General features: G+C 61.2%; 19 protein-coding genes. 7 read left to right on the top strand and 12 right to left on the bottom strand.

The window, feature by feature from the left end:
• Nucleotides 1–10 precede the first annotated feature (10 nt).
• Entirely contained in the window at nt 11–2245 is a 2235-nt protein-coding gene (locus AA0535_RS10260; protein ID WP_264815951.1) for a primosomal protein N', read from the top strand.
• Between the two features lie 142 nt (nt 2246–2387).
• Here the strand turns inward: AA0535_RS10260 and AA0535_RS10255 are convergent, their stop codons facing one another.
• From AA0535_RS10255 to ykgO, 3 genes are all read right to left on the bottom strand, one after another.
• Nucleotides 2388–2642 carry a hypothetical protein gene (locus tag AA0535_RS10255; RefSeq protein ID WP_127099572.1) on the bottom strand — a complete coding sequence of 85 codons (255 nt, stop codon included), beginning with the start codon at nt 2640–2642 and terminating at the stop codon, nt 2388–2390.
• 70 nt (nt 2643–2712) lie between these two features.
• A complete protein-coding gene (locus tag AA0535_RS10250) occupies nt 2713–3375 on the bottom strand; it encodes a tetratricopeptide repeat protein (protein WP_264816129.1) in 663 nt (220 codons plus the stop codon).
• Nucleotides 3376–3415: 40 nt separating this feature from the next.
• A complete protein-coding gene (gene ykgO, locus AA0535_RS10245; RefSeq protein ID WP_025886195.1) occupies nt 3416–3541 on the bottom strand; it encodes a type B 50S ribosomal protein L36 in 126 nt (41 codons plus the stop codon).
• A gap of 167 nt (nt 3542–3708) precedes the next feature.
• Here ykgO and AA0535_RS10240 point away from each other — a divergent pair, with 167 nt between their 5' ends.
• Entirely contained in the window at nt 3709–4101 is a 393-nt protein-coding gene (locus tag AA0535_RS10240; protein ID WP_264815949.1) for a hypothetical protein, read from the top strand.
• 64 nt (nt 4102–4165) lie between these two features.
• Here AA0535_RS10240 and AA0535_RS10235 read toward each other — a convergent pair whose 3' ends face one another.
• On the bottom strand, nt 4166–6253 hold the full coding sequence (locus AA0535_RS10235) for a S9 family peptidase (RefSeq protein WP_264815946.1): 2088 nt from the start codon (nt 6251–6253) through the stop codon (nt 4166–4168).
• A gap of 237 nt (nt 6254–6490) precedes the next feature.
• Here AA0535_RS10235 and AA0535_RS10230 point away from each other — a divergent pair, with 237 nt between their 5' ends.
• Complete coding sequence (locus AA0535_RS10230; RefSeq protein WP_264815945.1) at nt 6491–7021, top strand: DUF2501 domain-containing protein; 531 nt, start codon at nt 6491–6493, stop codon at nt 7019–7021.
• Nucleotides 7022–7452: 431 nt separating this feature from the next.
• Here AA0535_RS10230 and mdoH read toward each other — a convergent pair whose 3' ends face one another.
• The 6 genes from mdoH to AA0535_RS10200 form a co-directional block, all read right to left on the bottom strand.
• Nucleotides 7453–9630 (bottom strand): glucans biosynthesis glucosyltransferase MdoH, encoded by a 2178-nt coding sequence (gene mdoH / locus AA0535_RS10225; RefSeq protein ID WP_264815943.1) that lies wholly within the window; start codon nt 9628–9630, stop codon nt 7453–7455.
• Nucleotides 9606–11129: a glucan biosynthesis protein gene (locus AA0535_RS10220; protein ID WP_264815942.1), complete on the bottom strand. Its 1524-nt coding sequence runs from the start codon at nt 11127–11129 to the stop codon at nt 9606–9608. Before AA0535_RS10220 ends, mdoH begins: the two co-directional genes overlap by 25 nt.
• A gap of 135 nt (nt 11130–11264) precedes the next feature.
• Nucleotides 11265–12728 (bottom strand): mannitol dehydrogenase family protein, encoded by a 1464-nt coding sequence (locus tag AA0535_RS10215; protein ID WP_264815941.1) that lies wholly within the window; start codon nt 12726–12728, stop codon nt 11265–11267.
• A gap of 143 nt (nt 12729–12871) precedes the next feature.
• Nucleotides 12872–13927 (bottom strand): FUSC family protein, encoded by a 1056-nt coding sequence (locus AA0535_RS10210; protein WP_264815940.1) that lies wholly within the window; start codon nt 13925–13927, stop codon nt 12872–12874.
• 3 nt (nt 13928–13930) lie between these two features.
• Nucleotides 13931–15472, bottom strand: a complete 1542-nt coding sequence (locus AA0535_RS10205; protein WP_264815939.1) for a Do family serine endopeptidase — start codon at nt 15470–15472, stop codon at nt 13931–13933.
• Between the two features lie 19 nt (nt 15473–15491).
• Nucleotides 15492–16691, bottom strand: coding sequence for an OpgC family protein (locus tag AA0535_RS10200; protein WP_264815938.1), 1200 nt, complete (start codon nt 16689–16691; stop codon nt 15492–15494).
• Nucleotides 16692–16833: 142 nt separating this feature from the next.
• Between AA0535_RS10200 and AA0535_RS10195 the strand changes: the two genes are divergently transcribed.
• Complete coding sequence (locus AA0535_RS10195; RefSeq protein WP_264815936.1) at nt 16834–17979, top strand: Mrp/NBP35 family ATP-binding protein; 1146 nt, start codon at nt 16834–16836, stop codon at nt 17977–17979.
• Nucleotides 17976–18146, top strand: coding sequence for a hypothetical protein (locus AA0535_RS10190; RefSeq protein WP_264815934.1), 171 nt, complete (start codon nt 17976–17978; stop codon nt 18144–18146). The genes AA0535_RS10195 and AA0535_RS10190 overlap by 4 nt, the downstream gene beginning before the upstream one ends.
• A 248-nt stretch (nt 18147–18394) precedes the next feature.
• Here the strand turns inward: AA0535_RS10190 and AA0535_RS10185 are convergent, their stop codons facing one another.
• Complete coding sequence (locus AA0535_RS10185) at nt 18395–19021, bottom strand: preprotein translocase subunit YajC (RefSeq protein WP_264815933.1); 627 nt, start codon at nt 19019–19021, stop codon at nt 18395–18397.
• Between the two features lie 287 nt (nt 19022–19308).
• Between AA0535_RS10185 and AA0535_RS10180 the strand changes: the two genes are divergently transcribed.
• Complete coding sequence (locus tag AA0535_RS10180; protein ID WP_264815931.1) at nt 19309–21486, top strand: TonB-dependent siderophore receptor; 2178 nt, start codon at nt 19309–19311, stop codon at nt 21484–21486.
• Here the strand turns inward: AA0535_RS10180 and AA0535_RS10175 are convergent.
• On the bottom strand, nt 21459–22538 hold the full coding sequence (locus AA0535_RS10175; RefSeq protein WP_264815929.1) for a lysophospholipid acyltransferase family protein: 1080 nt from the start codon (nt 22536–22538) through the stop codon (nt 21459–21461). The two genes, AA0535_RS10180 and AA0535_RS10175, sit on opposite strands and share 28 nt — an antisense overlap.
• A 281-nt stretch (nt 22539–22819) precedes the next feature.
• On the opposite strand from AA0535_RS10175, the gene AA0535_RS10170 reads away from it, so the two are divergent.
• Nucleotides 22820–23389: an HdeD family acid-resistance protein gene (locus AA0535_RS10170; protein WP_264815928.1), complete on the top strand. Its 570-nt coding sequence runs from the start codon at nt 22820–22822 to the stop codon at nt 23387–23389.
• Nucleotides 23390–23464: the final 75 nt, after the last annotated feature.

Raw genomic sequence — 23464 nt, 5'->3', positions numbered from 1 at the left:
CTTGGGCAGCATGACGGAACCGAGCTTACTGAAGCTTGCGGCGGATGGCGAGAGAACGGTGCGCGTCAGCGTTCTGCTGCCTCTGCCCTTCGCCACGCCGCTCGATTATCTTGCCCCCGAAAACAGCGTCTCCCCCGGCGATCTGGTGAGCGTGCCTCTGGGGCGACGCGAGGAAACCGGTTGTGTCTGGGACATAGACAGTGACGTTCCTGCCGATTTTGCTCCGGCCGAAGCGCGTATTGTTCCTCTGGCACGGCTCAAACCCCTGCTGGGGCGGCTGGACATGCCCTCCCTGCCTCGTGACCTCAGGCGCTTCATCGACTGGCTGGCAGCCTATACGCTCACGCCGCCGGGTCTGGTCCTGGCCATGGCCATTCGTGCGCGCCATACGCAGCCGACCAGAGTCCAGCTCGGTTGGGTCAGGGGCGGGGGCGATCCGACAGCGTTGCGCATGACCGAGGCGCGTCAGCGTGTGCTCGACGCAGTGGGAGAGGACGCTCTCTCCACAGCCACGATCACCGAAAGAACCGGGGTTTCTGCCGGTGTGGTGCGTGGATTGGCCGCTGCCGGTCTTCTGCGCGAGGCGCCGCTTCTGGCGCCTCCGCTTTTTGCCTTGCCCGATCCCATTTTTCATCCGCCCCGTCTTTCCGATGATCAGCAGGAAGCGGCTCAAGCCCTGACCGATAGTGTGCGGGCACGCGCGTTCAACGTAACCCTGCTCGAGGGTGTGACCGGTTCCGGCAAGACGGAGGTCTATTTCGAGGCCGTCGCGGCCTGTCTGGCAGAGGGCAGGCAATGTCTTGTGCTCCTGCCTGAAATCGCTCTCTCCACCCAATGGACGGATCGTTTTGCCCGGCGATTCGGTGTTCAGCCTGCGCTCTGGCATTCCGAATTGGGGGGAAAGAAAAGACGCGAGACATGGCATGCCATCGCCCAGGGTCAGGCAGCGGTTGTGGTCGGGGCACGCTCAGCTCTGTTTCTGCCTTTTCCCGATCTGGGTCTGATCATCGTGGATGAGGAGCATGAAAGCGCCTTCAAGCAGGAGGAAGGCGTGACCTATCACGGGCGTGACATGGCCATCGTGCGGGCGAGGCTCACGAACGTGCCAGCCATTCTTGTTTCCGCGACGCCGAGTCTTGAAACCCTGACCAATGTCGAGAACGGGCGATATCGCCACGTCGTGCTCCATGCCCGACACGGCAATGCCACTCTGCCGGATGTACGCCTGATCGACATGCGCCGTGCGCCGCCGGAGCGTGGGCAGTTTCTGTCACCGGTCCTCGTGGACGCCATCCGCGCCAGTTTCGAGCGCGAGGAACAGGCCATGCTGTTTCTCAATCGGCGTGGCTACGCTCCCCTGACCCTGTGCCGCAGCTGTGGCCATCGCATGGAATGCCCCAATTGCTCGTCCTGGCTTGTCGAACATCGCGCGCGCCAGATCCTGACGTGCCATCATTGTGGCCATGTCGAGGGACTGCCCGAAACCTGCCCCTCCTGCGCGGCCGAATCCAGCCTCGTCGCAGTCGGTCCGGGTATTGAGCGTGTTCATGAGGAAGCCCGGCTGCATTTCCCCGAAGCCCGGATTCTGGTCATGGCCTCGGACACTCTCGGCTCGCCCTCCGCCACGGCAGAAGCCGTGCGTCGTATCAGCGCGCGTGAGATCGATCTGGTCATTGGCACACAGATCGTCGCCAAGGGCTGGCACTTTCCGGACCTGACCCTTGTGGGGGTGGTCGACGCCGATCTCGGCCTGGGCGGTGGTGATTTGCGTGCTGCCGAACGTACGGTGCAATTGCTGCATCAGGTAGCCGGTCGTGCAGGACGTGCGGAAAAACCCGGCACAGTCCTGCTGCAAAGCTATCTCGGCGATCACCCAGTGATGAAAGCCCTCGTCTCGAACGATTATCTTGCCTTCATGGAACAGGAATCGGCTCAGAGGAAACCCGGCTTCTGGCCGCCTTACGGCCGTCTGGCGGCTCTGATCGTCAGTGCCGATTCCGCCGAAGCGGCGGATCGTGTGGCCGGACTCCTTGGCGCACGGGCACCCGATCTGCCCGGTGTGCAGGTGCTTGGCCCTGCGCCAGCCCCGCTGGCCATTCTACGCGGGCGTCATCGTCGTCGGCTGCTATTGCGCACAAGGCGCAACGTGGCCGTTCAACCCATCATCCGGCAGTGGCTTGAGGGGGTGAAGCTTTCGACTCATGAGCGCATCGACATCGATATCGATCCGATCTCGTTTCTCTGAGGTTGGGTCTTCCGGTGGCAGAAAGGTGCGGGGCGCTGCCCCGCGCCCCGGAAAGGGGCTTGCCCCTTTCATCCCCTCAACGGGGTTCTCAGAGGGAGATGGCCCTCTGACGGGGTTTGGAGCAGAGCCCCGAGGGGAAAGTTCAGTTCGTCTTTTCTTCGCGCTTCGGCTTGATGGCCTTGACCACGAAGGTGACGATCGCAATCACGGCGAGCAGATGCTGAAGATGTGGGCGCAGTTTCCTGGGGCCGAACATGCTGAGGAAGGTCAGGCCGCCCATGATCGCTTCCTTGGTCTGCGGCTTGGCCGAGCAGCACATCTTGCTGAGGCAACACCCTTTTTTCGGGGCATCCGGGGCGGTCAGTTCAGTGACCTTGGCCTTGTTCTTCTTGAACATGATGTTCTCCTTTGACTTCGACATCTCATCAAACTGCGCAATCAAGGCAGAGTTGAGATCGTGACGCGCTTTAAATCGCGCGTCCATCCAGAGAAGCCTGCAGCGTCTTCACACGTTTGGCAGCGCCGCTGGCCAGAGGATCGACAACGAGCACTTGCTGAGCCGCCTGAAGGGCCACGCGAATGTTGTGACGCTCCTCCTCTATCTGCGACAGAAGCTGCCAGGAGAGGGGATCATCCGGATCCAGATGCAGGGCCACCCCCAGATCGCTGATGGCCCCCTCGAAATCGCCTGCAGCATAGCGCACACGGGCGCGACCGCGCCGGATGAACGCCTTGTCAGGCTGCAGCACCAGAGCGTTGTCAAGCGCGCCCTCCGCCTTGCGGTAGTCATGGTCCTTGAGGCTCGAATCGGCATTCTCGAGCAGCAGACGTGTGCTGGCGGTCAGGCCCCTCTGGCGCAGCGTCTCGACCTGACGCTCAAGGGCGCGGGCTTCGGCTGGTTTGGTGGCGGTGCGCAAGGCCTTGCTGGCCTCAATCAGGGGGTCGGGCTTCGACTTGGTCGGGGGTGCGACCTGCGGCGGTGTGTCCGCCGGAGGCTGAGGCGTGGGCAGCGATGTCGTATGGGGCGGAGGGGCCGGGAAGGCTGGGAGGGGCGCCAGAACGACAAAAGCCGCGCTGCTGAAAAGCAGACACGGCCTGACGACGGCCCGCAAACGGGCCGTGTAACGCATCAAAACGGGGCTGAGGCTCCGTTTTGGCATCAACAGGGAATTAGCCCTGGCGAGCCTTCATGCGCGGGTTCTTCTTGTTGATGACATAGACGCGGCCACGACGGCGAACGACGCGGCAGTCCTTGTCGCGGATCTTGGCGGATTTGAGGCTGTTACGAATCTTCATGATAATTTGCTTCCCGGGCCATGCAAGACGAACGGGCGTCGCGCCCGTGAGTGGTCGTCGGAATACTCATCGCCATGCCGGGAGTCAACTCCAAGCTGGGCTTCCTGCCCCGGAAACCCTGACATTTGGGCGTTTTCAAAGGATGAAAAGCCAATTATCCTGATTCCATGAAGAAAGCTCTGCCTGTTCTCGCCGTCCTTCTGGCTGGTCTGCCCCTCTCGGCGCAAGCGGCGCCCCACCCGAAAAACGACCCGGCCTCGGTGCTCAACCGGATTCTGGCCGTGCTGCAAACCGATCCGGATTCGGCCAGTGACAGCTGCGTCGAGGCCCTCAAGGAGTTGCACAAGACCCAGAAGATCGTCGCGGACCAGGATACTGACAGCACCAATCAGGATGCCGCTGTAGCACGCGATGTGCTCGAATCCGATTTCGAGGAAACGATCGAAGTTTGCGGCGCCGATGCGCGCACCATGTGCCGCACCCGCGCCGAGACGAACCCCAAGCTGCCGCCACTCTGCGCCGCCATACGCCCCCGCCCTCAGGCCGATGGCGAGGACTGAACTCCTCCCTGCGCGCCTTCGCCTGAAACCCTGAGCCTTCTCAGAAGCTCAGGGCCGTGTTTCTTCAGGCGAGAGGTCGCTGTGCCATGGCCCACAGGGCGAATCCATAGACATAAGCGACTTCTTCCAGACGCTTGAAACGGCCGGACGAGCCCCCATGCCCGGCATCCATGTTGATCCGGCACAGGAATGGCCCGCCCGATGCGACCTCGCGCAGCTTCGCGATCCATTTTGCAGGCTCCCAATAGGTCACCCGTGGGTCGGACAGCCCCCCCATGGCCAGAACCGGCGGGTAGGGAACGGCTCTGATATTGTCATAGGGCGAATAGCTGGCGATCAGGTCGTAGGCGTCGCGATCTTCCAGCGGGTTACCCCATTCCGGCCATTCGGGCGGGGTGAGCGGCAACGTATCGTCGGACATTGTGTTCAGCACATCGACGAAGGGCACCTGCGCGGCAATCCCGGCGAATAATTCGGGCGCAAGGTTGACCACGGCGCCCATCAGCAACCCGCCTGCCGACCCTCCATGGGCGACAATACGTCCTTCCTGCCCATATCCGAGCTGAACGAGGCTACGGGCACAGGTCACGAAATCGGTGAAGCTGTTGGGCTTGTGTTTGCCCCGCCCCTTCAGGAACCAGTCCCATCCCTTTTCGGAACCGCCACGGATATGGGCCACGGCATAGACCCATCCCCGATCGACCAGGCTGAATATCGAGGTGCTGAACCCCGAATCCATCGAAATGCCATAAGAGCCATAGCCGTAGAGCAGGAGCGGTGCCGTGCCGTCGCAAGGCGTATCGCGCCTCTTGAGAATGGTGACCGGTACCTCAGCCCCGTCCGAGGCCGTGGCGAAGATGCGATGCGTTTCGTAGAGAGCAGGATCATGCCCGGAAGGGATCTCCCGGATTTTCTGGAGAACCTGCTCGCCCGATACCATGTCGAGATCGTACCAATGGGCCGGTGTGGTCGGTGACTCATAGATGTAGCGCAGGACGGCCGCGTCATATTCTAGAAAGCCGAGCAGGGTGAGGTCGAAGGCCTCTTCTTCCATGCCGATGGTGCGCGTCTGGGTGCGGATATCGCCTGTCGCATTTTCTGCGACAACATGGATCTCGATATTGCCGTTCACGCGTTCCGCCCAGGCCAGATGGGTGCGACTTGCGGCAGCGCCCAGAAGGAAACGCCCTGGCGTATGAGGCAGGAAATCCGACCAGTTTTCGCGCGACGGGGCGGTATCTGGCGCCTGCTTGAACTGGAAATCGATCGCTCCCTCGGCGTTGGTGAGGATGATGAACCGGTCATTCCAGTGCGTGAGGGTATAACGCTCTCCGCGGACAAGCGGTGAGGCACTGCGGGGGGGCTGTGTCGGATCGTTGGCGGGGATCAGCAGGGTCTCGTTGGTATCGTGGTCGCCACGCTCGATCAGGATCCATTGTCGTGAGGCCGTGACCGAGAGGCTCAGGAAGAATCCGGAATCCGGCTCATCGAAAACCAGCACATCCTCGCCGCCCGCCAGAGGACGACGATAGACACGCGAAGGACGCCCATGATCGTCACGGTAGATCCAGAACAGCCAGGCACTGTCTGGCGAGATGATGAAGCTGCCCGAGGCGCTTTCGACATCCGGGGCAAAGGCCGCACCGGTTTCAAGATCGAGGCTGTGCAGCCGATAGACTTCCGATCCCTGCGTGTCGGCGGCGTAGACGAAGACGCGGTGATCATCGGAATGACACGTCCCTGCCAGGGCGAAATAGGCGTGAGACTTCGCCAGGGCATCGACATCGAGCAGCATCTGTTCGTCCCCGCCCTGGCGGGGGCGGCGCAGATAGACCGGGTGCTGGGCATCCTTGGCAAAGCGCGAGAAATACAGCCACGCGCCATCAGGCCATGGCACGGAATCCTCGGCCGGGGGAATACGTCCGATCATTTCCTTCAACAAGGTTTCGCGCGCGCTTGCCATGCCACTAAGGCATTCTTCCGTATAGGTATTTTCCTCACGCAGGGCCTCGGCAATATCGGTGCGCAACAGGCTCGGATCGCGCAGCACCTTTTGCCAGTTTTCGTCCTTCATCCAGGCATAATCGTCATGCCGAACACGTTCGAGCTGCGTGATCATATGGGGGACACGCCGTGGCGAGGGAGGGATCATGGCAGGGCCTCATCATACAGGAAAAACAATCATTCCAGACTGCGGCAGAACGGGCTGAGCCTCAACGTTTCATGGATCGGTTTCTGCGAAGTTTCGATGGGGCAATAAACCGTCGCCATACTCACATGTTACAAATGCACACGTCCTTCATCCTGACTTTCTGGTCGGGAGAGCGCGTTTTAACGGGAAGCGTCAGAGGTGATGCGCCCGAGAAAGAGCATAAAGAGGATCGATCCAATGGTGTCTCGTTTTTGTCTTGGCCTGACGGCCCTGTGCAGCCTGGCTTATGCCGGTGCCACGGCTCATGCCCAGCAGGCCCCCATGCCTGCCGTCCCCCCGGGCACACAATCCACCGTCATGCCTGCAGGCTCCATTCCCGTGCACCGTGATGGCGCACCGACCGCCAATAACGGCATGATGCAGGCTGTTGGCGGGCCGGAAGTGAGCAATACTGTAGCAACCGCCAAGACCCCTGGCGTGCTCGATACCTATGGTCTTCCCTCCCTCGACTCAGCACGGGCTGGCAACCTCGCCGGTCTGGCCAGCTACTGCGTACGCAATCATCTTGTGCATGGGACGACACTGCGCGTCGTGGGGCGCAAGCTGGCCAAGCGTCCGGATGTGAAGAATGACCAGTATTATTCACTGGGCGGTCAGGGTCTGATTCAGACCAGCACGAACGTACCCTTCGACGTGTCTTCTCTCGATCTGAGCCACCGTACGCAGCTTTGCGCACAAGTCGGGCAGCGCGGTCAGGATTTCAAGTAAAACCCTTCCTCGTGGTGCCTTGAGAGGCCGGCTCGAAAGAGTCGGCCTTTTTTATATCCTGCCCTCTTTATGATGTGCGCCGTGGTGCAATAACGATCCGATACTGGACTCTGTCCCTCCCGCTAGAGGACGTTCATCTTCTGGATATCTGTCCGACCAGGGGAGGGAGGCGCCAAGGCTTGCTCCCTCGCCAGCGCAAGGGGTGTCCTGCTGTCGGACTCAATAAGAGAGCCTGTCCCTCCTGCGAGATAAGCGACGCTCTCAAACAGGAATTCATGTTCAGGAGGGGATCGAAGGGGCTAGCCCCTTCGCGGGTGCGGGGCAGCGCCCCGCGGAACGGTTCGACCAGGAGCGTTCCCTCGCCCCCGGCAGAGGACCTTCGTCCTCAGGAACGACACGCGAACCAGAGCGCCGCCCCGGATCAGGTTACCTCAGAAAGGCAGCCCAAGAACCAGATCAAGACCTTCGGCGCTGCATAGAACGGCCGCCTTTTCCTGACGGGTCAGGGTTCCTAGGGCCTCGGCAACAGAACCCGCCTCACGAAGCTTGAGAAGCCCCACGAGAAGGTTGGGGTCGATCGTGCTGCCGGGCTGACGGGGCGCGGGGAGTGCCCGACGGTGCTCTGTGGCAAGATCGGCGTTGCTGCGCAGGGCGGCAAAGGCTTCTGCGGGTGGCCGATTGGGCATGGCTTCAGTCTGTGTGCGACGCAGATCGTTTTCCGTCGCGAGTTGCAGGATGGGTGGCAGCGCTGTCTCCTCGGGAATGAGCAGGAGTCCCCAGCTTTTCAGCCAGAGACCGACATCGCGGCTGGCTGTCATGGCGGCCAGAGGAATCGCAAGGGCGAGACCGATCAGGACCGGTGTCATCCACAGGAACAGGGAGAATGACACGGACCAGGCAGCGGCAGCCAACACCAGACCGAAAGCGGTATAAATCCAGTACCCATGCGCGATCTCCTTGAGAGAGACGCGCCCGTCATCGCGGTTCTGGGCATTCCAGCCGGAATCGCGACCGCGCAGGATCGAGATGACGCCAGAGGTATGAATCAGCATGGCGATCGGGGCGATCAGGCCGCCAATGAGTGTCTCAAGCGCGATCGAGGCAACCAGGCGCAGAAACCCGCCACAGCTGCGCAGCATGGCTCGGTCGAACAGCGTGGCGATAAGCGCCAGGCCCTTGGGTGCGAGAAGCACGGCCATGGTGCCGATGAACACGTATTTGGCCTGCACCGGATCAACCTGGGGCCAGTGCGGATAGAGTGTCTTGGTGTCACCGAAATACTCAGGCCGGTCGAAATGGGCCTGAAGCGAGATCAGGATGCCGAACATCAGGAAAAGCAGCCAGAGCGGCGAGGTGATATAGGCGCCGATCCCGACCATCATATGCATGCGGCTGACCCAGTGCAGCCCGCGCGACAGCACGATCTTGCCGTGTTGCAGATTGCCCTGACACCAGCGACGGTCGCGAATGGCGACGTCTGTGAGCGAGGGCGGGCTTTCCTCATAGGAGCCGAACAGGCCCGGAATCATGTGGATGGCCCAGCCGCCGCGACGCATAAGGGCGGCCTCGACGAAATCATGGCTGAGAATACCGCCGCCGAAGGGTTTGCGCCCCGGCAGATGGGGCAGTCCGGCCTGTTCAGCAAAAGCGCGCGTGCGAATGACCGCGTTATGACCCCAGTAATTGCCTTCCGAGCCGTGCCACCAGGCAATACCGTGTGCAATGAGCGGTCCATAAACACGGCCGGCAAATTGCTGCATGCGGGCAAAGAGCGTCTTGCCGCCGATGATCACAGGTAGAGTCTGGATGAGCGCAACGTTCTCGTGACGCTCCATGGCCGAGACAGTCCGCACGATCAGCCCACCATCCATGACTGAATCGGCGTCGAGGGTCAGCATCTGCTGATAGGCGCCACCAAAGCGCTTGACCCATTCTTCCAGATTGCCGGATTTGCGATCGATGTTCTTCGGGCGACGACGATAGAAAATACGTCCCTGCCCGTTCACGGCCTCGACGAAAGAAAGATAGGCGCGCTCTTCGCGCACCCAGACATCCGGATCGGTCGTGTCGGACAGCATGAAGAAGTCGAATGCGTCGATACGTCCCGTCGCCGCGAGGGAGTCATGAATGGCGCGCAGCCCGACGAGGACACGGTCAGGGTCTTCGTTATAGGTGGGCATGAGCACGGCGGTGCGGCTCATGAGCGCGGGGAGGGGGGTATCGCGTGAAATACCGAGGCCCAAACCGCCATGGCGCAGCACGGAAACAAACCCTGCCAGCGACGAGGTGAAAGACAGCGAGATCCAGGCGCCCAGGATGATGAAAAGCGCCAGCACGATGATGCCGAGCGTCGAGACACCCATCGAGTTGAGCACGCGGTTCATCTCGAACGCCCCCCAACCCGTCAGAAGCACGGCACCGCCAATGACGAGCAGGCGACGCAGCCAGAGAAAGGCTGGTGTCGTAGGGGGATGGCGGTCACGCCCGAAGGTTTCGGGACGCTGACGCAGGTTCTGCGTCGGCATCGCAAGGGGCGATTCCGCCGGAAGGACGTCAAAGGGGGCGAATTTGCGGGAAAGGCTGCTCACGGCGTCCAACGATACATCCATTTTTCGGAAATCGGGCCCTGATCAGTGGCGAGCTGACAGGTCAGCTCGGCCAGCTTGGCGCTCCCCGGATAGAATTCGAAAGTGGTGCGCCAGCCCTTGATATTAGGGTTGGGCTCGACCACTACATTCTTGATCGTGCCCGTGGAGGCCTGGGGCACGAGGTGGAAGGCCGCATTGGGCGGAAGGTTTTCGAAGGGCTTGCCCGTAAAGTCGATCACGAACATGCGGCCATCGGCATGGTCGGTCACTCCACCTACGCGGGTTGCACCGATACGTGCCAGATCGGTCGGCCAAGGCGTGTCCCAACCCCAGTACATGCGGTAGGTGTAGGCATATTCATGCCCGGCCTGCATGATCTGCTTGGGGCGCCAGAACGAGACGATATTATCGTTCACCTCATTCGGGGTCGGGATCTCGACGAGATCGACCGCACCTTCACCCCAGTCCCCGATAGGCTCGATCCAGAGCGAGGGACGCTTTTCGTAATTCAGCGCCAGATCCTCGAAATCATGGAAGGCACGACGGCGCTGCATCAGGCCAAAACCATGCGGGCTCGCGTCCTGGAAGGCCGAGAACTGAAGATCGACCGGGTTGTTCAGCGGGCGGTAGAGCTGGGCGCCTGTACCGGTCCACATCTGGAGCGCTTCGCTGTCATGCGCGCCGGGGCGCCAGTCATCGACATGATTGCGGTTATTGGCGTCGAAATAGAACATCCCGGTGAGAGCCGCCACGCCGCCTTCGGTGATATCGGTACGCGGATAGAAGCTCGACTGCACGTCGAATACCGTGGTGGCGCCCGGGCGGATGGTAAAGCGGAAAGCGCCCACAACCGAAGGACTGTCCATCAGGGCGTGGATAACGACGGAGTCGACACCGGGCTTGGGCTTCTCGAGCCAGAATTCGCGGAACAGGGCAAATTCTTCTCCCTTCGGGTCGCCGGTGCCATTGGCGAAGCCGCGGGCGGAAAGGCCGTAATTCTGGCCCTTGGCCACAGCGCGGAAATAGGAGGCGCCAAGGAATACGGCGCATTCTTCCATTACATTGGGCGTGTTGATGGCATTGCGCAGGCGCAGACCCGAAAAGCCGAGATCGTCGGTTACGCGCAGCATTGCGTCTGGATAGGTGAACATGTCGGGGTCGTACACGATCGGGCTGGACTGCCCGTCAATAACCTCATTCATGTTGATACGTGGGCGATACAGGAACCCGCGAGGGAAGAACTCGACATCGAATGCAAGATTCTGGCCGTGCCAGAGCGCCCGGTCTTCCTTATAGGCGATACCGCGGAACTGATCGAAATTCAGATTGTCGATGGCGCTGGGAAGGGTCTGCTGCGGCGCTTTATAGGCCGATTTCGACATATTCTGCGCGATCTGCCGCACGGTGTTGTTGTCGAACGGCGTGGGCTTGGGCGCGGCCGCTGGGGCTGCCCGGGCTATTTTGCTGGCCCCCAGTACAGAGAGGCCAGCACCGAATTTAACGAGATCGCGACGCAGCACTATGACTATCTCCAGCAGACCCGGCCAAATGCCGGGCGGTGTCTGATTTTCCTAACGCCCATAAGTTACTTTGGGACACAGGAAAACTCGCCTGCCTTAGAAATCTGTCATGAGTGCGGCTTTCGCGCATCCATTTCAGTTGGGAAGAGCGGCTTTCACCCCTTTTTCCCGGATAATCTTGCGGAGTTCATTCACTTTTTCGTCAAGCGCTTCGTGGTTCAACTTGCGCCAGCCATCGAATGCGGGAAGCTTGAGCGCCTCGGCGAAATCATCACTCTTCGCAAGAGCCCAGGTATCGGCTGTGAATGTCGGCTCGATCGGGTCGAATGTGCCTCCCTGCTCGTTCTTGCCGCGCAGCATCTCGAGATACGCCGCCAGCCCATAGGCAACGCGATCCAGCGGAAGCTTTTCATTGATCAGGTTCTGGATGGTCGCTGTCCAGAAAACCTGAACCTTGGAAGCCCCATCGCTGCCGATACGCAGGTTCTGGTCAGCCATGGCCGGGTTGGAGAAGCGTGAAATCACGGACTCCTTGTACTTTTCGAGGTCTTCGCCGGGAGCGGCCTTGAGCGTCGGGATCACGTCGGTGTCGAGATAGGACTCCACCAGCTTGCGCAGATCGGGATCGTTGATCGACTCATCGATATGATCATAGCCGAGCAGCAGACCCGAAAAAGCCAGGAAGATATGCGATGCGTTGAGCATACGGATCTTCATGAACTCGTAATCGGTCACGTCATCGACCATCTGAACGCCCACTTCTTCCAGCGCGGGGCGGCCATCGGCGAACCCGTCTTCGACCACCCACTGGGTAAAGTCTTCGGCCACGAGCGGCAGCAGGTCGTCCAGCCCGCTCTCACGGTTCAGGCGCTCCGCAATGGCAGAAGAAACGGTCGGTGTGATGCGATCGACCATGGCATTCGGGAAGGTCGCATTGGCTTCAATCCAGCTCGCCAGCTCGGGATCGCGCGCCTGGGCATAACCGAGGAAGGCCTTGCGCGCCACGTTGCCGTTATGGCGCAGATTGTCGCAGGACATGATGGTGAAGGCGCGGTTGCCGGCATCGCGGCGGCGGCGCAGACCTTCCACCACATAACCGAAAATGGTGCTGGGAGATTCCGGATTGGCCAGATCGCGCTGGACGGCATCGTTTTCGACGTCGAATTCACCCGAATGCTCGTCGATATTGTAGCCGCCCTCGGTGATCGTCATCGAGACGATCTTGATGGCCGGGTCGGAGAGATAATTGAGCACGGCTTCGGGTTTTTCAGGAGCCAGCAGATAGTCACGCAGAGCGCCGATCACGTTGCGCTTGCTCTCACCCGAAGGGGCGGTTTCGGTCAGGGAGAAGAGGCAGTCCTGACGCTTGAAATCGTCGGCTTTCTGCTTCGAGCGCTCACCCGAGGTGAGGCCGACGCCGACGATACCCCAGTGATGCTGGCCCGCCAGTCCGAGAACCTTGTTGATGTAATAGGCTTCATGGGCACGGAAGAAGTTACCGACGCCAAAATGCAGGATTCCAGGCTTGATGTCCTTGAGATCATAAGACGGAGCGGCCACGCCTTCTGGCAGATGCTGCAGGGTCTCACGGGTGATCATAGGCTTAAATCCCTCTTCGTTACGTTCGGAGCGCCGTTTGCGGGCGGGGCAGAAAGACCAGATTGGCGGCCCCGCGTCAAAATCATCTCACACCTCTCAACGTGCCGGGACGATCACAAGTTCATCCTGAGCCCGTGTTGTCGCTATTTCCCGATCATATCACGCAGGTCTTTCGCCCGGCTCTCCGGCGTGCTCATCAGCACATCGGTGGCGCGTCTCAAATCCTGCCTCAGGAGCGCGATGACGAAGTGCATCTCGGGAAGTGCATCCTGCCCCAGGGTTGGCAGCGCGCTGAGTACGTCCTCGCGTCCCGGGCGATAAGGCTTGTCATGGGCCTTGCCTGCAGCATGAATCTCGCAGCGTCGCGCCAGAGAGCGATACGCATGGCTCAGCCCGGTATGGAGCCCCGCAACACCGGAAAATCCGCCGCGGTCCTTGCCTGCATTGATGGCGCGCGCCACGAGCATGGTGTCGCTCAGCATGCGGCGCATCAGGGCAGGTAATACGGTCAGGATAGGGTGGCGCTTTTCGAGAAGGCCCCAGTTTTCGCGATAGGCCTCCGCCACGCATTCATTGATCACGAGCAGATTGCGCGCACAGTGATCGTTGCGCGCTTCGAGCTCGCTCCACATTTCCTGTCGCCCCAGAGCCGCCTGGAGCAGCTCGTCCATTTCACGGAACATGCGCCCGGCGGTGAGAAAACCGCGGCGTCTGGCGCTGGCGTGCAGCACCACGAAGGAGACGACCAGAGAGACGATCACACCCAGGAAGATGGCGGTCAGTCTCTCGGTAAGGGGCCAGTACGGATTGCTGCCATGCGAGGGCAGCAGATAGACGATCATGAGCGTCACCCCGGCGAAGCGGAGCGAGGGACGCACGGCGGCCATATAGGCGAGTGGCAGCAACGCAATGCAGAAGATAGGCCAGTAAAATCCGAGTACCAGACGCGCGGTAATGGCCAGCGTCCCCACTACGGCGCCGACAAGCGTGCCGATGATCTGGTCCCGTGCTGTTGCGAATGTCTGATCGATGCTCGACTGGGTGACGATCAGGGCCGTGATGAGCGCCCAGATCGTTTCATCGAGACCTGTTGCCTCGCCGATGATCCAGCACAGGGCCACGGCAACGAGGGTGCGGACCATTTGTCGCCAGGGCGCCTCACCATCGGCCCTCGCCTGAAGTAGTGAGGCAAACGGCATGGCTTACTCCCCTGACAACGGCAGCGGCACCCAGCGCAGACCGTCCTGACCCTGAACGAGCAGGAGAACGGTATGTTTCTTCTGCTGGCGCGCGCGCGCCAGTTCCTTGGACAGCGCATCGGGGGAGTTGACGCCCACCTGCTGGACTTCGGTCACGACATCGCCGGGCTGCAGCCCGCGCGTATCGGCCGGTCCGTCACGGGTCACATCGGTCACCACCACGCCACGCTGCGAGTCAGACAGGCTGTATTTGCTGCGTGTGTCGTCATCAATGGCCGAGAAGGTCACCCCCAGATCGGCCAGGGCCAGCTTGCTGGGGCCTTTCGGCTTGGCATCGGTCGGGGGCATGTCCGGCGCCTCGGGTGAGGGCTTGACCACCAGCGTGACGTCGAGCGTCTTGCCCTTGCGCCAGATCCCGAAAACCGTCTTCGTGCCCGGTGTGATTTCAGCGACCAGGCGTGGAAGTGCGTGACCATCGATCGGCTTGCCGTCGAGCGCGACGATGACATCGCCCGTCTGAAGCTTGGCGCTGGCGGCGGGGCCCTTGGGGTCGATCCCGGCGATCATTGCGCCTTTCTCGGGCTTGAGCCCGATGCTGTCGGCGATCTCATGGGTCACGTTCTGGACGCGCACACCGATCCAGCCGCGCGACACATGGCCGTCGCGACGCAGCTGATCGATCACACCGCGCGCATCATTGGCCGGTATGGCGAAGCCAATGCCGATGGAGCCGCCACTCGAACTGTAGATGGCGGTGTTGATGCCAATGACCTGTCCATCGAGATTGAAGAGCGGGCCGCCGGAATTGCCTCGATTGATGGAGGCATCGGTCTGGATATAGTCGTCGTACAGGCCGTGATTGATATCGCGGCCGCGCGATGAGACGATACCGCTCGTGACCGTGCCCGACAGGCCGAACGGATTGCCGATGGCCAGCACGCGATCGCCCACGCGTGCCTTGTCGCTATCGCCGAACGGCACCGTCGGGAAGGCCGACTTGCTCTCGATCTTGATGACGGCCAGATCGGTCCGGCTGTCACGCCCTACGATCTTCGCGGGCAGCACCGTGCCATCCTGCAGCGTGACCGAGACCTTGTCGGCATCCTTGATGACGTGGTTGTTCGTGACGATGTACCCGTCGGGTGAGATGATGAATCCCGAACCCAGAGCCTGCATCTTGCGCGGGGGCTCAGAGGAAGAGGGCTGGCGGTTCATGTAGTCATGGAAGAACTTTTCCATGGGTGAGCCGGGGGGAAACTGCGGCACTTGCGGCCCGTCATCGGGGCTTGCATCCGGGCCGTCGTCGTCATCCTCATCCTCGCCCGGCTTCAGCGTGGCCGAGATCGAGATGTTCACCACGGCGGGCAGCAGGCTGGCAGCAAGATCCGCCAGCGAGTCAGGGGCGGCGTGGACGCTGCGCGCGCTTGCCACAACTCCTGCGGACGGCGAAGCCGGTGCGGGGGCCGGGGCAGGCTGGGCAAAAGCGGAGGCGGTGGCGGAAACCCAGCCGCCCATCAGGGCGGCGAGAACGAGGCGATGTTTCATGCGCTTACGCTAACGCAAATCAGGGGTTTGCGTCACCTATCTCCGCGCTACGATCTTTCTTTGCTTCTTCACGGGCTTCCTTGCGCGTCTCGCCTGCCATCAGCGCGGCCTGACGGCGATGGCGGTCGAGCCATACGGCCACGCCATACACCCCGGCAAAGCCCAGGACATTGACCAGGATCTGGATGATCCAGCCATCGCCGAAACTGTTCATGACCAGACGCGCGAACAGGTCTAGGATCGTGCCGAAGCTGAATACCTCAAGCGAGTGGCGTCCGAGCAGGGCAAGCGCCTGCCCGACCCGCGTTTCGGAAAGCCGCGTGGCAGTGACCGAAGACTGGACCAGAAGCAGAATGGCCAGCGCATCGGTCCAGCGCCAGATGGCCAGATCGGATTTGTCTGCCGGGGGCATGTCCCCCAGAGGCCGCAGACTGGGCAGATTCCAGCTTTCATAGGGAAAGCATTGCAGCGCAGCGAATACCAGATATGCCCCTGCGATGAGACGCGCCCAGAGCGGTCCCGGCAGATTGCCTTCGCGCTTGCCTGCCATGATGGCGGCGAGCATGCCGAGGGTGAAGATGAACTGCCAGGCGAAAGGGTTGAAGTACCAGCCATCCGGGTCGAGCCAGTTGGGCAGGTTCAGCGTGGGATCGCTGTTGACCAGCCCCCACAGCGCAAGGCTGGCCCCCGCCAGCAGCCAGGGCGAAAGCTTCCATAAAAAGACCAGAACCGGAAAAGCGAGAAGCAGGACGATATAGAGCGGCAGGATATTGAGGTTGTTGGGTAATGCCTGAAGGCTCAGGACGCGCCAGATCCACTCATGGCCATGGGCCAGTTCCGGCTCGAGAAAATCGACCGGCACGGGTGAGTAATGACGCCACTGGCGAATGGTCAGGACCGATACCAGCAGCATGACCATCTGGAACAGATAGAGGCGCCAGCATCGTCGGACGATACGCTCTACCCCCAGGGCCCATCCCCCGGTAGGCGGTCCGCGCAGAATGAGCCTTCCATAGGCCAGCCAGGAAGCATAACCGGCCAGCAGCACGAAGATTTCTGCTGCATCGGCAAAGCCGAAATTGCGCAGGGTGAAGCGGTTGAGCACATCCTGCGGGGCATGATCGGCCAGCATCATCAGCAGCGCGATTCCGCGCAGGGCGTCGATACGATGGTCGCGTTTCTTGCGTTTGGGGGCGGCGTCGGTTGCGGCCTCGCTCATTCCTGTCCTGCTTTCCTGCCCAGATGGGCCGGGTTCAGCGCCCCGGCATCGCCCTGCTCATACGCGCAGACGCTTGCGCGATCCACTTCCTGCCATGTTAAACGACAGAAACCAGGACCGGCTCCGCCGCCAGAGGACAACCATGACCGATTTTGAAAAACCCGCCAATGAAGAAGACCAGCGCAGGATTCTCGAGACCCTGCGTCTGGTCAAGGACGAGGCAGGCACCTCGAACGTCCTGAGCTTTGCCTCGCTCGAGGGCGTTGCCGTGCGTGATGGTCACGCTCATGTGTCCCTTGCGACTTCCCGTGAGGACGCCGCTCGCATCGAGCCGCTTCGCCCCCGCGCCGAGGCCGCACTTGCCAGCCTGCCGGGCATTTCACGCGCGACGATCATCCTCACAGCCCATCGCGCTCCCGGCAAGGCTGCACCTCAGCCCCAGGGCCATCGTCCCTTCCATCTGGAGCAGCCCGCCAACAGCCCCGGCCATCCACAACCGACACGCCCCGATGGCAAGGCGCTTCCTCAGGTGCGCGCCATCATCGCCGTGGCCTCGGGCAAGGGCGGTGTGGGCAAGTCGACCACGGCCGTGAATCTCGCGGCCGGTCTGGCCAAGCTCGGCCTGCGCACGGGCATGCTCGACGCCGATATCTATGGTCCGTCCCTCCCGCGCATGCTCGGTCATTCCGCCAAACCCGCGCTCGAGAACGGCAAGATCATCCCCGTCGAGGCCTGGGGCATGCATGCCATGTCCATCGGCTTTCTTGTGGATGAGCAGCAGGCCATGATCTGGCGTGGTCCCATGGTGATGGGCGCTATCGGCCAGTTTCTGGCCGATGTCGCCTGGCCCGCTCTCGATGTGCTCGTGATCGACATGCCTCCGGGCACGGGTGACGCCCAGCTGACCATCGCCCAGAAACTCAGCCTGCGCGGCGCGGTGATCGTCTCCACCCCTCAGGATATCGCTCTGCTGGATGCACGACGTGGTCTCACCATGTTCGAACGCATGAACGTGCCGCTTCTGGGCGTGGTCGAGAACATGTCCTATTTCTGCTGCCCCAATTGTAACCACCGAACCGAACTTTTCGGTCACGGTGGCGCGCGTGCTGAGGCTGAAAAGGCCGATGTGCCCTTCCTTGGTGAAATCCCGCTTCTGGCCGATATTCGCATGAGCGCCGATGCCGGGACGCCCATCATTCTGTCCGCCCCCGAAAGCGAAGCCGCGCAGGCCTATACGCGTCTTGCCCGCGCCGTGGCGGATAGTCTGCGTCTGGAGCCGGGAGCATGAAATTCCCGCTTCTCGCCGCTCTTGCGCTGAGTATCGCCCTGACCGGGTGTGGTCCGCGCAAGGTGACTCATCATGGTTATGCGGCAGACGGATACGGGGTGATCGACAACTCGCCTCACCTCCCTCCGCCGGATACGCTCTGGCAGCCTGCTGCTACGACAAAATAGCTGGCAGGTTTGCGGGGCTTTGCCCTGTACCTCGCTGGAGGGCAGTCGTCCCTTGAGAACCTGATTGAGGTAAGCAGGGATCGAAGGGGCCTGTCCCTTCGCGGGTGCAGGGCAGCGCCCTGCAGGAAAGGCCATGCGCAGGGCCCTGCCCCACGCCTCGCCAGAGGACAGTCGTCCTCTGGACACCTGATTGGATGAAGCGGGGGTCGGAGCCCCACAGGTGCAGGGCAGAGCCCTGCGCTTTGCTCTCAGTGACTCGCGGGTTGCGTGCCCTGGTTTTCTGTTACCGATACGGCACCATTGACGGTACGGTTCAGAACCGAGAACGAGACGGCGTCCATTGTGGTCACATCGACTTCGTCACCCATTTTCAGCGAACCGAGCAGGGGGAAGAGCACCTTTTGCGTGATGGTCACGGTGCGTGTGATGTCGGAATGGTCGATGAAGGTCACCTTGTGAGAAGCAGCATCGACGGCGACGATGCGGACCCGCTGGCGCTGGAACGAGATCAGCGTGCCATGGGGGTGGCGCTTCGCGTACCCCTTGGCGGAGGAGACTGTCGATTCCGGCAGGGGCGAATCCGGCTTGGCGATCGTGGCTGCCATGGTCTGGAAGAACCGCATCGAGACCTGATCACCGGCGTCGAGATGCGGGAGATCCTTGGCGCCTTTCGGAATGGTGATTGTGAGGAGGCTGCCCTTTTTGTCGCGGAGCAGAACCGAGCGGGCCTCGGGATCGACGCTCTCGACCGTGGCGGTCATGCTCTGGTTGCCGGTGATCACCGCCTGGGCTGAAGCCGGGGCGGCAGGAAGGGTGAAAGCTGGCGCCGTCAACAGAAGGGCAGTCAATGCGGGGCGCAGCAAACGACGGGTCATGCGCGTTGTCCTCGATACCATGGGAGCGTTCTTGTCCTTCTTGGGTGTCAGCCTGGCCAGAATGTCGGGCTGATCCATCTCTGTGGCAAAAGAGATAGACCTTGTGAGGCTGCCCTATGTTCTCCCCAAAGAAAAGGGGGGCGCCCGGTGACCTCTGACATGTGCCATGCATTCTCCCGAGGGCTCGGCAGGTCGGCTTCGTCATCAGGCCCGGGCCGGATCCTGTGAAGCCTAGCGTCATCTTTTTCCTTGGTGACAGCGGTCTCATTTTGTTGTGGAAACGACCCATGAAAACTGAGCGTGTCGATTGTCGACGGTTTCGTGCCGTTACTGGGCTTGTCGTGCTTCTTGTGCCTGCAGCAGGGGCAGAGGCTGCTGTGGAGACCGTGCGCCCCACTGCGCCTCCTGTTGAAGAAGTGGCGGTGCAAGGTCGTCAGGCTGCGGGGATGGCAGCGGAATATGGCAAGCGGGATGCTGCTCTGGGTCCGTTGGGAACGCGCTCACTGCTCGAAACGCCGTTCTCGATCATGGCGGTGCCGCGCGATGTGATCGTGAACCAGCAGTCGCGCAATGCGAATGACCTTGCCCAATATTTACCCTCAGTCCAGCTCGAAATGCGCGGAGACCCTAATACCAGCCGCCCGCAGTCGCGCGGGTTCGAGGCCGATGTCATTGCGAATTCGCGCATGGACGGGCTTAACATGGTGATCACCACGCCGTACGCGGCTGAGATGTTCGACTCGCTTCAAGTGCTTAACGGGCTCTCGGGCGCACTTTATGGGCCGCAGAACCCTGCGGGGACGTTCGATTACACGCTCAATCGGCCAACCGATCAGAGGCGAGAGCACCTGGTCTTTGGGGTGGATTCCACGGGAGCACCGCTCGAATCTCTCGATGCATCAGGGCGCGCAGGGCATGGAAAGTGGTTCGGCTATCGCGTCACGATGCTCAACCAGTCGGGCTCGACCTACGCGTCTGGAACTCATCTGCGGCGCGGGCTGATTGCGGGGGCGTTCGATCTGCGACTGGACGCGAAGACGCAGATCCAGATCGATGCAAGCCAGTACAGCTACGCCCAGCGCGGCTATGCGGGTGGGTTCTCCTTTGCCACGGGCATCGCGCTGCCCTCTGCCCCGGATCTTTCGAGACCGGGCTATGGGCAGGACTTTGCGGGATATAATGCGTCTACCAATACGGCATTGGCGAAGGTCATTCGTAAGTTCAGTGCGGACTGGTCGCTGACCTTGGGTGGGCTGTATCAAGATGCGTGGCGCAACGTCTTTGGTGTGACAAATCAGCTGACGGACTCGCACGGCCATTATCGCAGCACGATTTCGGCTGCGACGACGGCTAATGATTTCCGGGTATGGTCGAACATGGCCTATCTGAACGGAGCGTTCAGAACAGGGCCATTCGCGCACAAGATTGTGCTGGGCTCGAACGGCTACAGCATGGGGAACTACAACCCGACCCTCGGCGCCAGTCAGGTTCTGGGCACGGCGCAAATCGGATCCCCTGTCGTGTTCGCGGGAAGCCAGCCTTATTTCTCCGGGCGTTATCAATCAGCCTTCATTCAAACCCAGTCGCTGATGGCGGGCGATACGATCGCTCTTACCAGGCATCTCTCTGTCATGGGAACGCTGGCCTGGAGCTGGCTGGATACGACGAGCTCGAACAAGGCTGGGGTGAGAACCGCTTCCTATGACGCTTCTGCAGTATTCACGCCCATGACGAGCCTGATCTACAGGCTCAACGAGAAAACGAGTTTTTATGGCACGTGGGGGCGGTCTGTGCAGGCTGGTCCGGTAGCCCCTGCCTCGAGCGCCAACGCCAATAACGTGCTCGCCCCGCTACGCTCGGAAGAATATGAGCTGGGTGCCAAGTACAGACCCTTCGCTGGCCTGATGCTGAGCGCGGCAGGGTTTCGCATGACGCGCGGCTATGCGTTCACAGACCCTGTGAGCGGGCTGTATCGCGAGGCAGGACAGCAGCGCAATTACGGGGTCGAGGGACAGATTGCCGGGCGGGTTTCGAAGTCGCTCAGCGCGATTGGCGGGGTGACCTGGCTTGATGCACAGGTGGGGGCAACAGGGTCGTCACTGACCTCTCACAAGCAGGTGGTTGGGGTGGCCCCTGTGCAGGCCAGTATGCTTCTGGATTACCACCCGGACTGGATGCGGGGTGGGGCCGTGAATGCAAGCGTACACTACGTCGGCAGGCGCGCTGCCGATAACGAGAATCGCCAGTTTGTAGGGAGTTTCGCTACCCTGGATCTGGGGGCACGATACGGGTTTCACGTGTATAACACCCCCATGGTCATACGCTTTGGGGTGAGTAACGTTACGGATGCCCGCTACTGGGCCTCGGTCTATCCGAGTTCGACCGATGGCGGAACGGGGGCTACGAACTCAGCCGTTGCCGGACTGCCCCGGACCTATCACGCAACGACAGAGATCGATTTCTGATCCGTTCCTGAAGCGCCGCCCTTGTTGCGGCAAGGCTCCCAGCCCGCTACGGCGTGGTCATTCTGGCGCAGGGCGGCGGCGCCATGAGCGACGGCGGCCCAGGCTGCATTGGCCAGGGCCTTGCGGCTGGGGAAATCCTCAGGAGCGAGCGGCGCATGGAGCAGGATGGTTGCCCGTTTGCTGCGTCTCTTGAGGAACTGCCAGACATGTGGTCCGAGATCCATGTCACCGTACCACGCGAACACGGCGCGTTTCGTGCGATTGACGGGCAGACCTTCAAGCTGGTCATAAACGAGCGAGATGGGTTGTATGAGTGGCGTCAACCCGGGCGGATAGCTTGGCATGTCGATGGGGGGTGCATTTTTGGGCAATCGTGGCAGTTTGGCGATGGCGAAAAAGGTCGACATGAAGGGAAGTACCCGCGACCCGTCAGATGAGGTGCCCTCGGGGAAAAGAATGAGATTATCGCCCGTGGCGAGGCGGGTGATCATCTGATCTCTTTCCCGACCGGTGGTGCTGCGATTGCGACTGACGAAGATCGTGCGCCCGATCTTGGAAACGAGCCCCATGATGGGCCAGCGCTCGATATCGCCCTTTGCGACGAAGACCGAGTAGATCTTGGTGCCGAGAACCGGGATGTCGAGCCAGGATGAATGGTTGGCAACATAGATCACGGGGCGCTCCCCACGGTCGCGGCCCTTTTGGCCGCCGACGGTGCCAACGGGGCGACCAATGATCCTGATGTCGAGATCGAGCAGTTTGCAGAGTACGCCCCAGATGACGCGTGTCCAACGTATCTTGAGGACGCCGGGGATCGGCAGAAGCAGGGCTTCGAACCCGACCGAGAGCGGCACCCAGATGATGACGCCGGCCAGACGCGACGCCGCGTTGAGGACGTCGATCTTGCGACCCCAATATCCGGGTTTGCCATCAAACTGACGGGCGGGGTCGGGCTGTTCGGCACGAGGTCGCACGTCCGGGGTCAAAGAGGGAGTGATACTCCACCGTGACAGAATTCCGGTGCGCCGGGCGTGAACATGATCTGCGCTCATGCCCGTTCAATACTGTCATGGATCAATTGTGACAATCGCCCGCGATAATCTGTTGTGGGGTGGGTCGATCAGCACCGGCTTTGTTGGCAGCAGGATTAAGCAAATCAACAGCACCAGACAGGCCGGGGGCAGTGCTGTTTGGTGTTTCACGTGAAACAGTGACCCGCGCGGGGTGGCGCAAAGGGGCGGGCGGGGCGGGATAACATAATGTTCACAAGTCCCGTATGCGCCCTGATGCCAGCATGAAGCGTAAGAACGAACAAAGAGAGGAATCCAAGAACATGTCTGGTTTTGGCAATATCCCCGGTCTGCCGCCCATCAATCCACAACTCAAGCCCAACTGGTTTATCGGAATTGGCGTCGTGCTGATCGTGCTGGGCGTCCTCGCGTTCCTCGACACTGTGGTGACGACACTCGCGAGTATCGTCATCATCGGTATGCTGCTCATTTTCTCGGGGGTCGCCTATCTGGCGCAGAGTTTCGCCCATCGCGATGTGCCGGGATCACGCTTCTGGATCACGGCGCTCATGGGGTTCCTTTATATCCTCGGTGGTATTCTCCTGATTCAGGAACCGGAGACAGGCTCGGTATTTCTGACTGCTTTTCTCGCTGGCTGTCTTATGGCTTCAGGTGTCATGCGCGGGCTCTGGGCGGCAGGGCATCGCCATGTGGCCAACTGGTGGACCATGGTTCTGAGCGCCGTTGTCGCATTGCTGACCGGCATCTTCATTTTCGTGACCCTGCCCTGGTCGGGGCTGTGGCTGATCGGTACGTTCATTGCCATCGAACTGATCTTCGGCGGTATCTCGGCTCTCTCATTCGGGCTGGCGCTCAAACGTAACGAGCGCTGAGAAGGCCGTGGCGTCAGGCTCTGGAGCCAATAAAAAGGGCCGCACCGGATGATCTCCGGGCGGCCCTTTTTCAAA

The sequence above is a fragment of the Asaia krungthepensis NRIC 0535 genome, assembly GCF_025995175.1.
In the GTDB taxonomy this organism is placed as follows: domain Bacteria; phylum Pseudomonadota; class Alphaproteobacteria; order Acetobacterales; family Acetobacteraceae; genus Asaia; species Asaia krungthepensis.
The sequence above is the reverse complement of the archived record's forward strand: the minus strand, read 5'-3'. Positions and strand labels throughout refer to the sequence as shown.

Excerpts from the sequence above, each read along its gene's own strand:
- mdoH (WP_264815943.1), bottom strand. The coding sequence starts at position 9,630 with ATGGATGTATCGTTGGACGCCGTGAGCAGCCTTTCCCGCAAATTCGCC.
- AA0535_RS10190 (WP_264815934.1), top strand. The coding sequence starts at position 17,976 with ATGAAATTCCCGCTTCTCGCCGCTCTTGCGCTGAGTATCGCCCTGACC.
- AA0535_RS10195 (WP_264815936.1), top strand. The coding sequence starts at position 16,834 with ATGACCGATTTTGAAAAACCCGCCAATGAAGAAGACCAGCGCAGGATT.
- AA0535_RS10170 (WP_264815928.1), top strand. The coding sequence starts at position 22,820 with ATGTCTGGTTTTGGCAATATCCCCGGTCTGCCGCCCATCAATCCACAA.
- AA0535_RS10200 (WP_264815938.1), bottom strand. The coding sequence starts at position 16,691 with ATGAGCGAGGCCGCAACCGACGCCGCCCCCAAACGCAAGAAACGCGAC.
- AA0535_RS10260 (WP_264815951.1), top strand. The coding sequence starts at position 11 with ATGACGGAACCGAGCTTACTGAAGCTTGCGGCGGATGGCGAGAGAACG.
- AA0535_RS10180 (WP_264815931.1), top strand. The coding sequence starts at position 19,309 with ATGAAAACTGAGCGTGTCGATTGTCGACGGTTTCGTGCCGTTACTGGG.
- AA0535_RS10215 (WP_264815941.1), bottom strand. The coding sequence starts at position 12,728 with ATGATCACCCGTGAGACCCTGCAGCATCTGCCAGAAGGCGTGGCCGCT.
- AA0535_RS10250 (WP_264816129.1), bottom strand. The coding sequence starts at position 3,375 with ATGCGTTACACGGCCCGTTTGCGGGCCGTCGTCAGGCCGTGTCTGCTT.
- AA0535_RS10230 (WP_264815945.1), top strand. The coding sequence starts at position 6,491 with ATGGTGTCTCGTTTTTGTCTTGGCCTGACGGCCCTGTGCAGCCTGGCT.
- ykgO (WP_025886195.1), bottom strand. The coding sequence starts at position 3,541 with ATGAAGATTCGTAACAGCCTCAAATCCGCCAAGATCCGCGACAAGGAC.
- AA0535_RS10210 (WP_264815940.1), bottom strand. The coding sequence starts at position 13,927 with ATGCCGTTTGCCTCACTACTTCAGGCGAGGGCCGATGGTGAGGCGCCC.
- AA0535_RS10255 (WP_127099572.1), bottom strand. The coding sequence starts at position 2,642 with ATGTTCAAGAAGAACAAGGCCAAGGTCACTGAACTGACCGCCCCGGAT.
- AA0535_RS10240 (WP_264815949.1), top strand. The coding sequence starts at position 3,709 with ATGAAGAAAGCTCTGCCTGTTCTCGCCGTCCTTCTGGCTGGTCTGCCC.
- AA0535_RS10205 (WP_264815939.1), bottom strand. The coding sequence starts at position 15,472 with ATGAAACATCGCCTCGTTCTCGCCGCCCTGATGGGCGGCTGGGTTTCC.
- AA0535_RS10185 (WP_264815933.1), bottom strand. The coding sequence starts at position 19,021 with ATGACCCGTCGTTTGCTGCGCCCCGCATTGACTGCCCTTCTGTTGACG.
- AA0535_RS10235 (WP_264815946.1), bottom strand. The coding sequence starts at position 6,253 with ATGATCCCTCCCTCGCCACGGCGTGTCCCCCATATGATCACGCAGCTC.
- AA0535_RS10175 (WP_264815929.1), bottom strand. The coding sequence starts at position 22,538 with ATGAGCGCAGATCATGTTCACGCCCGGCGCACCGGAATTCTGTCACGG.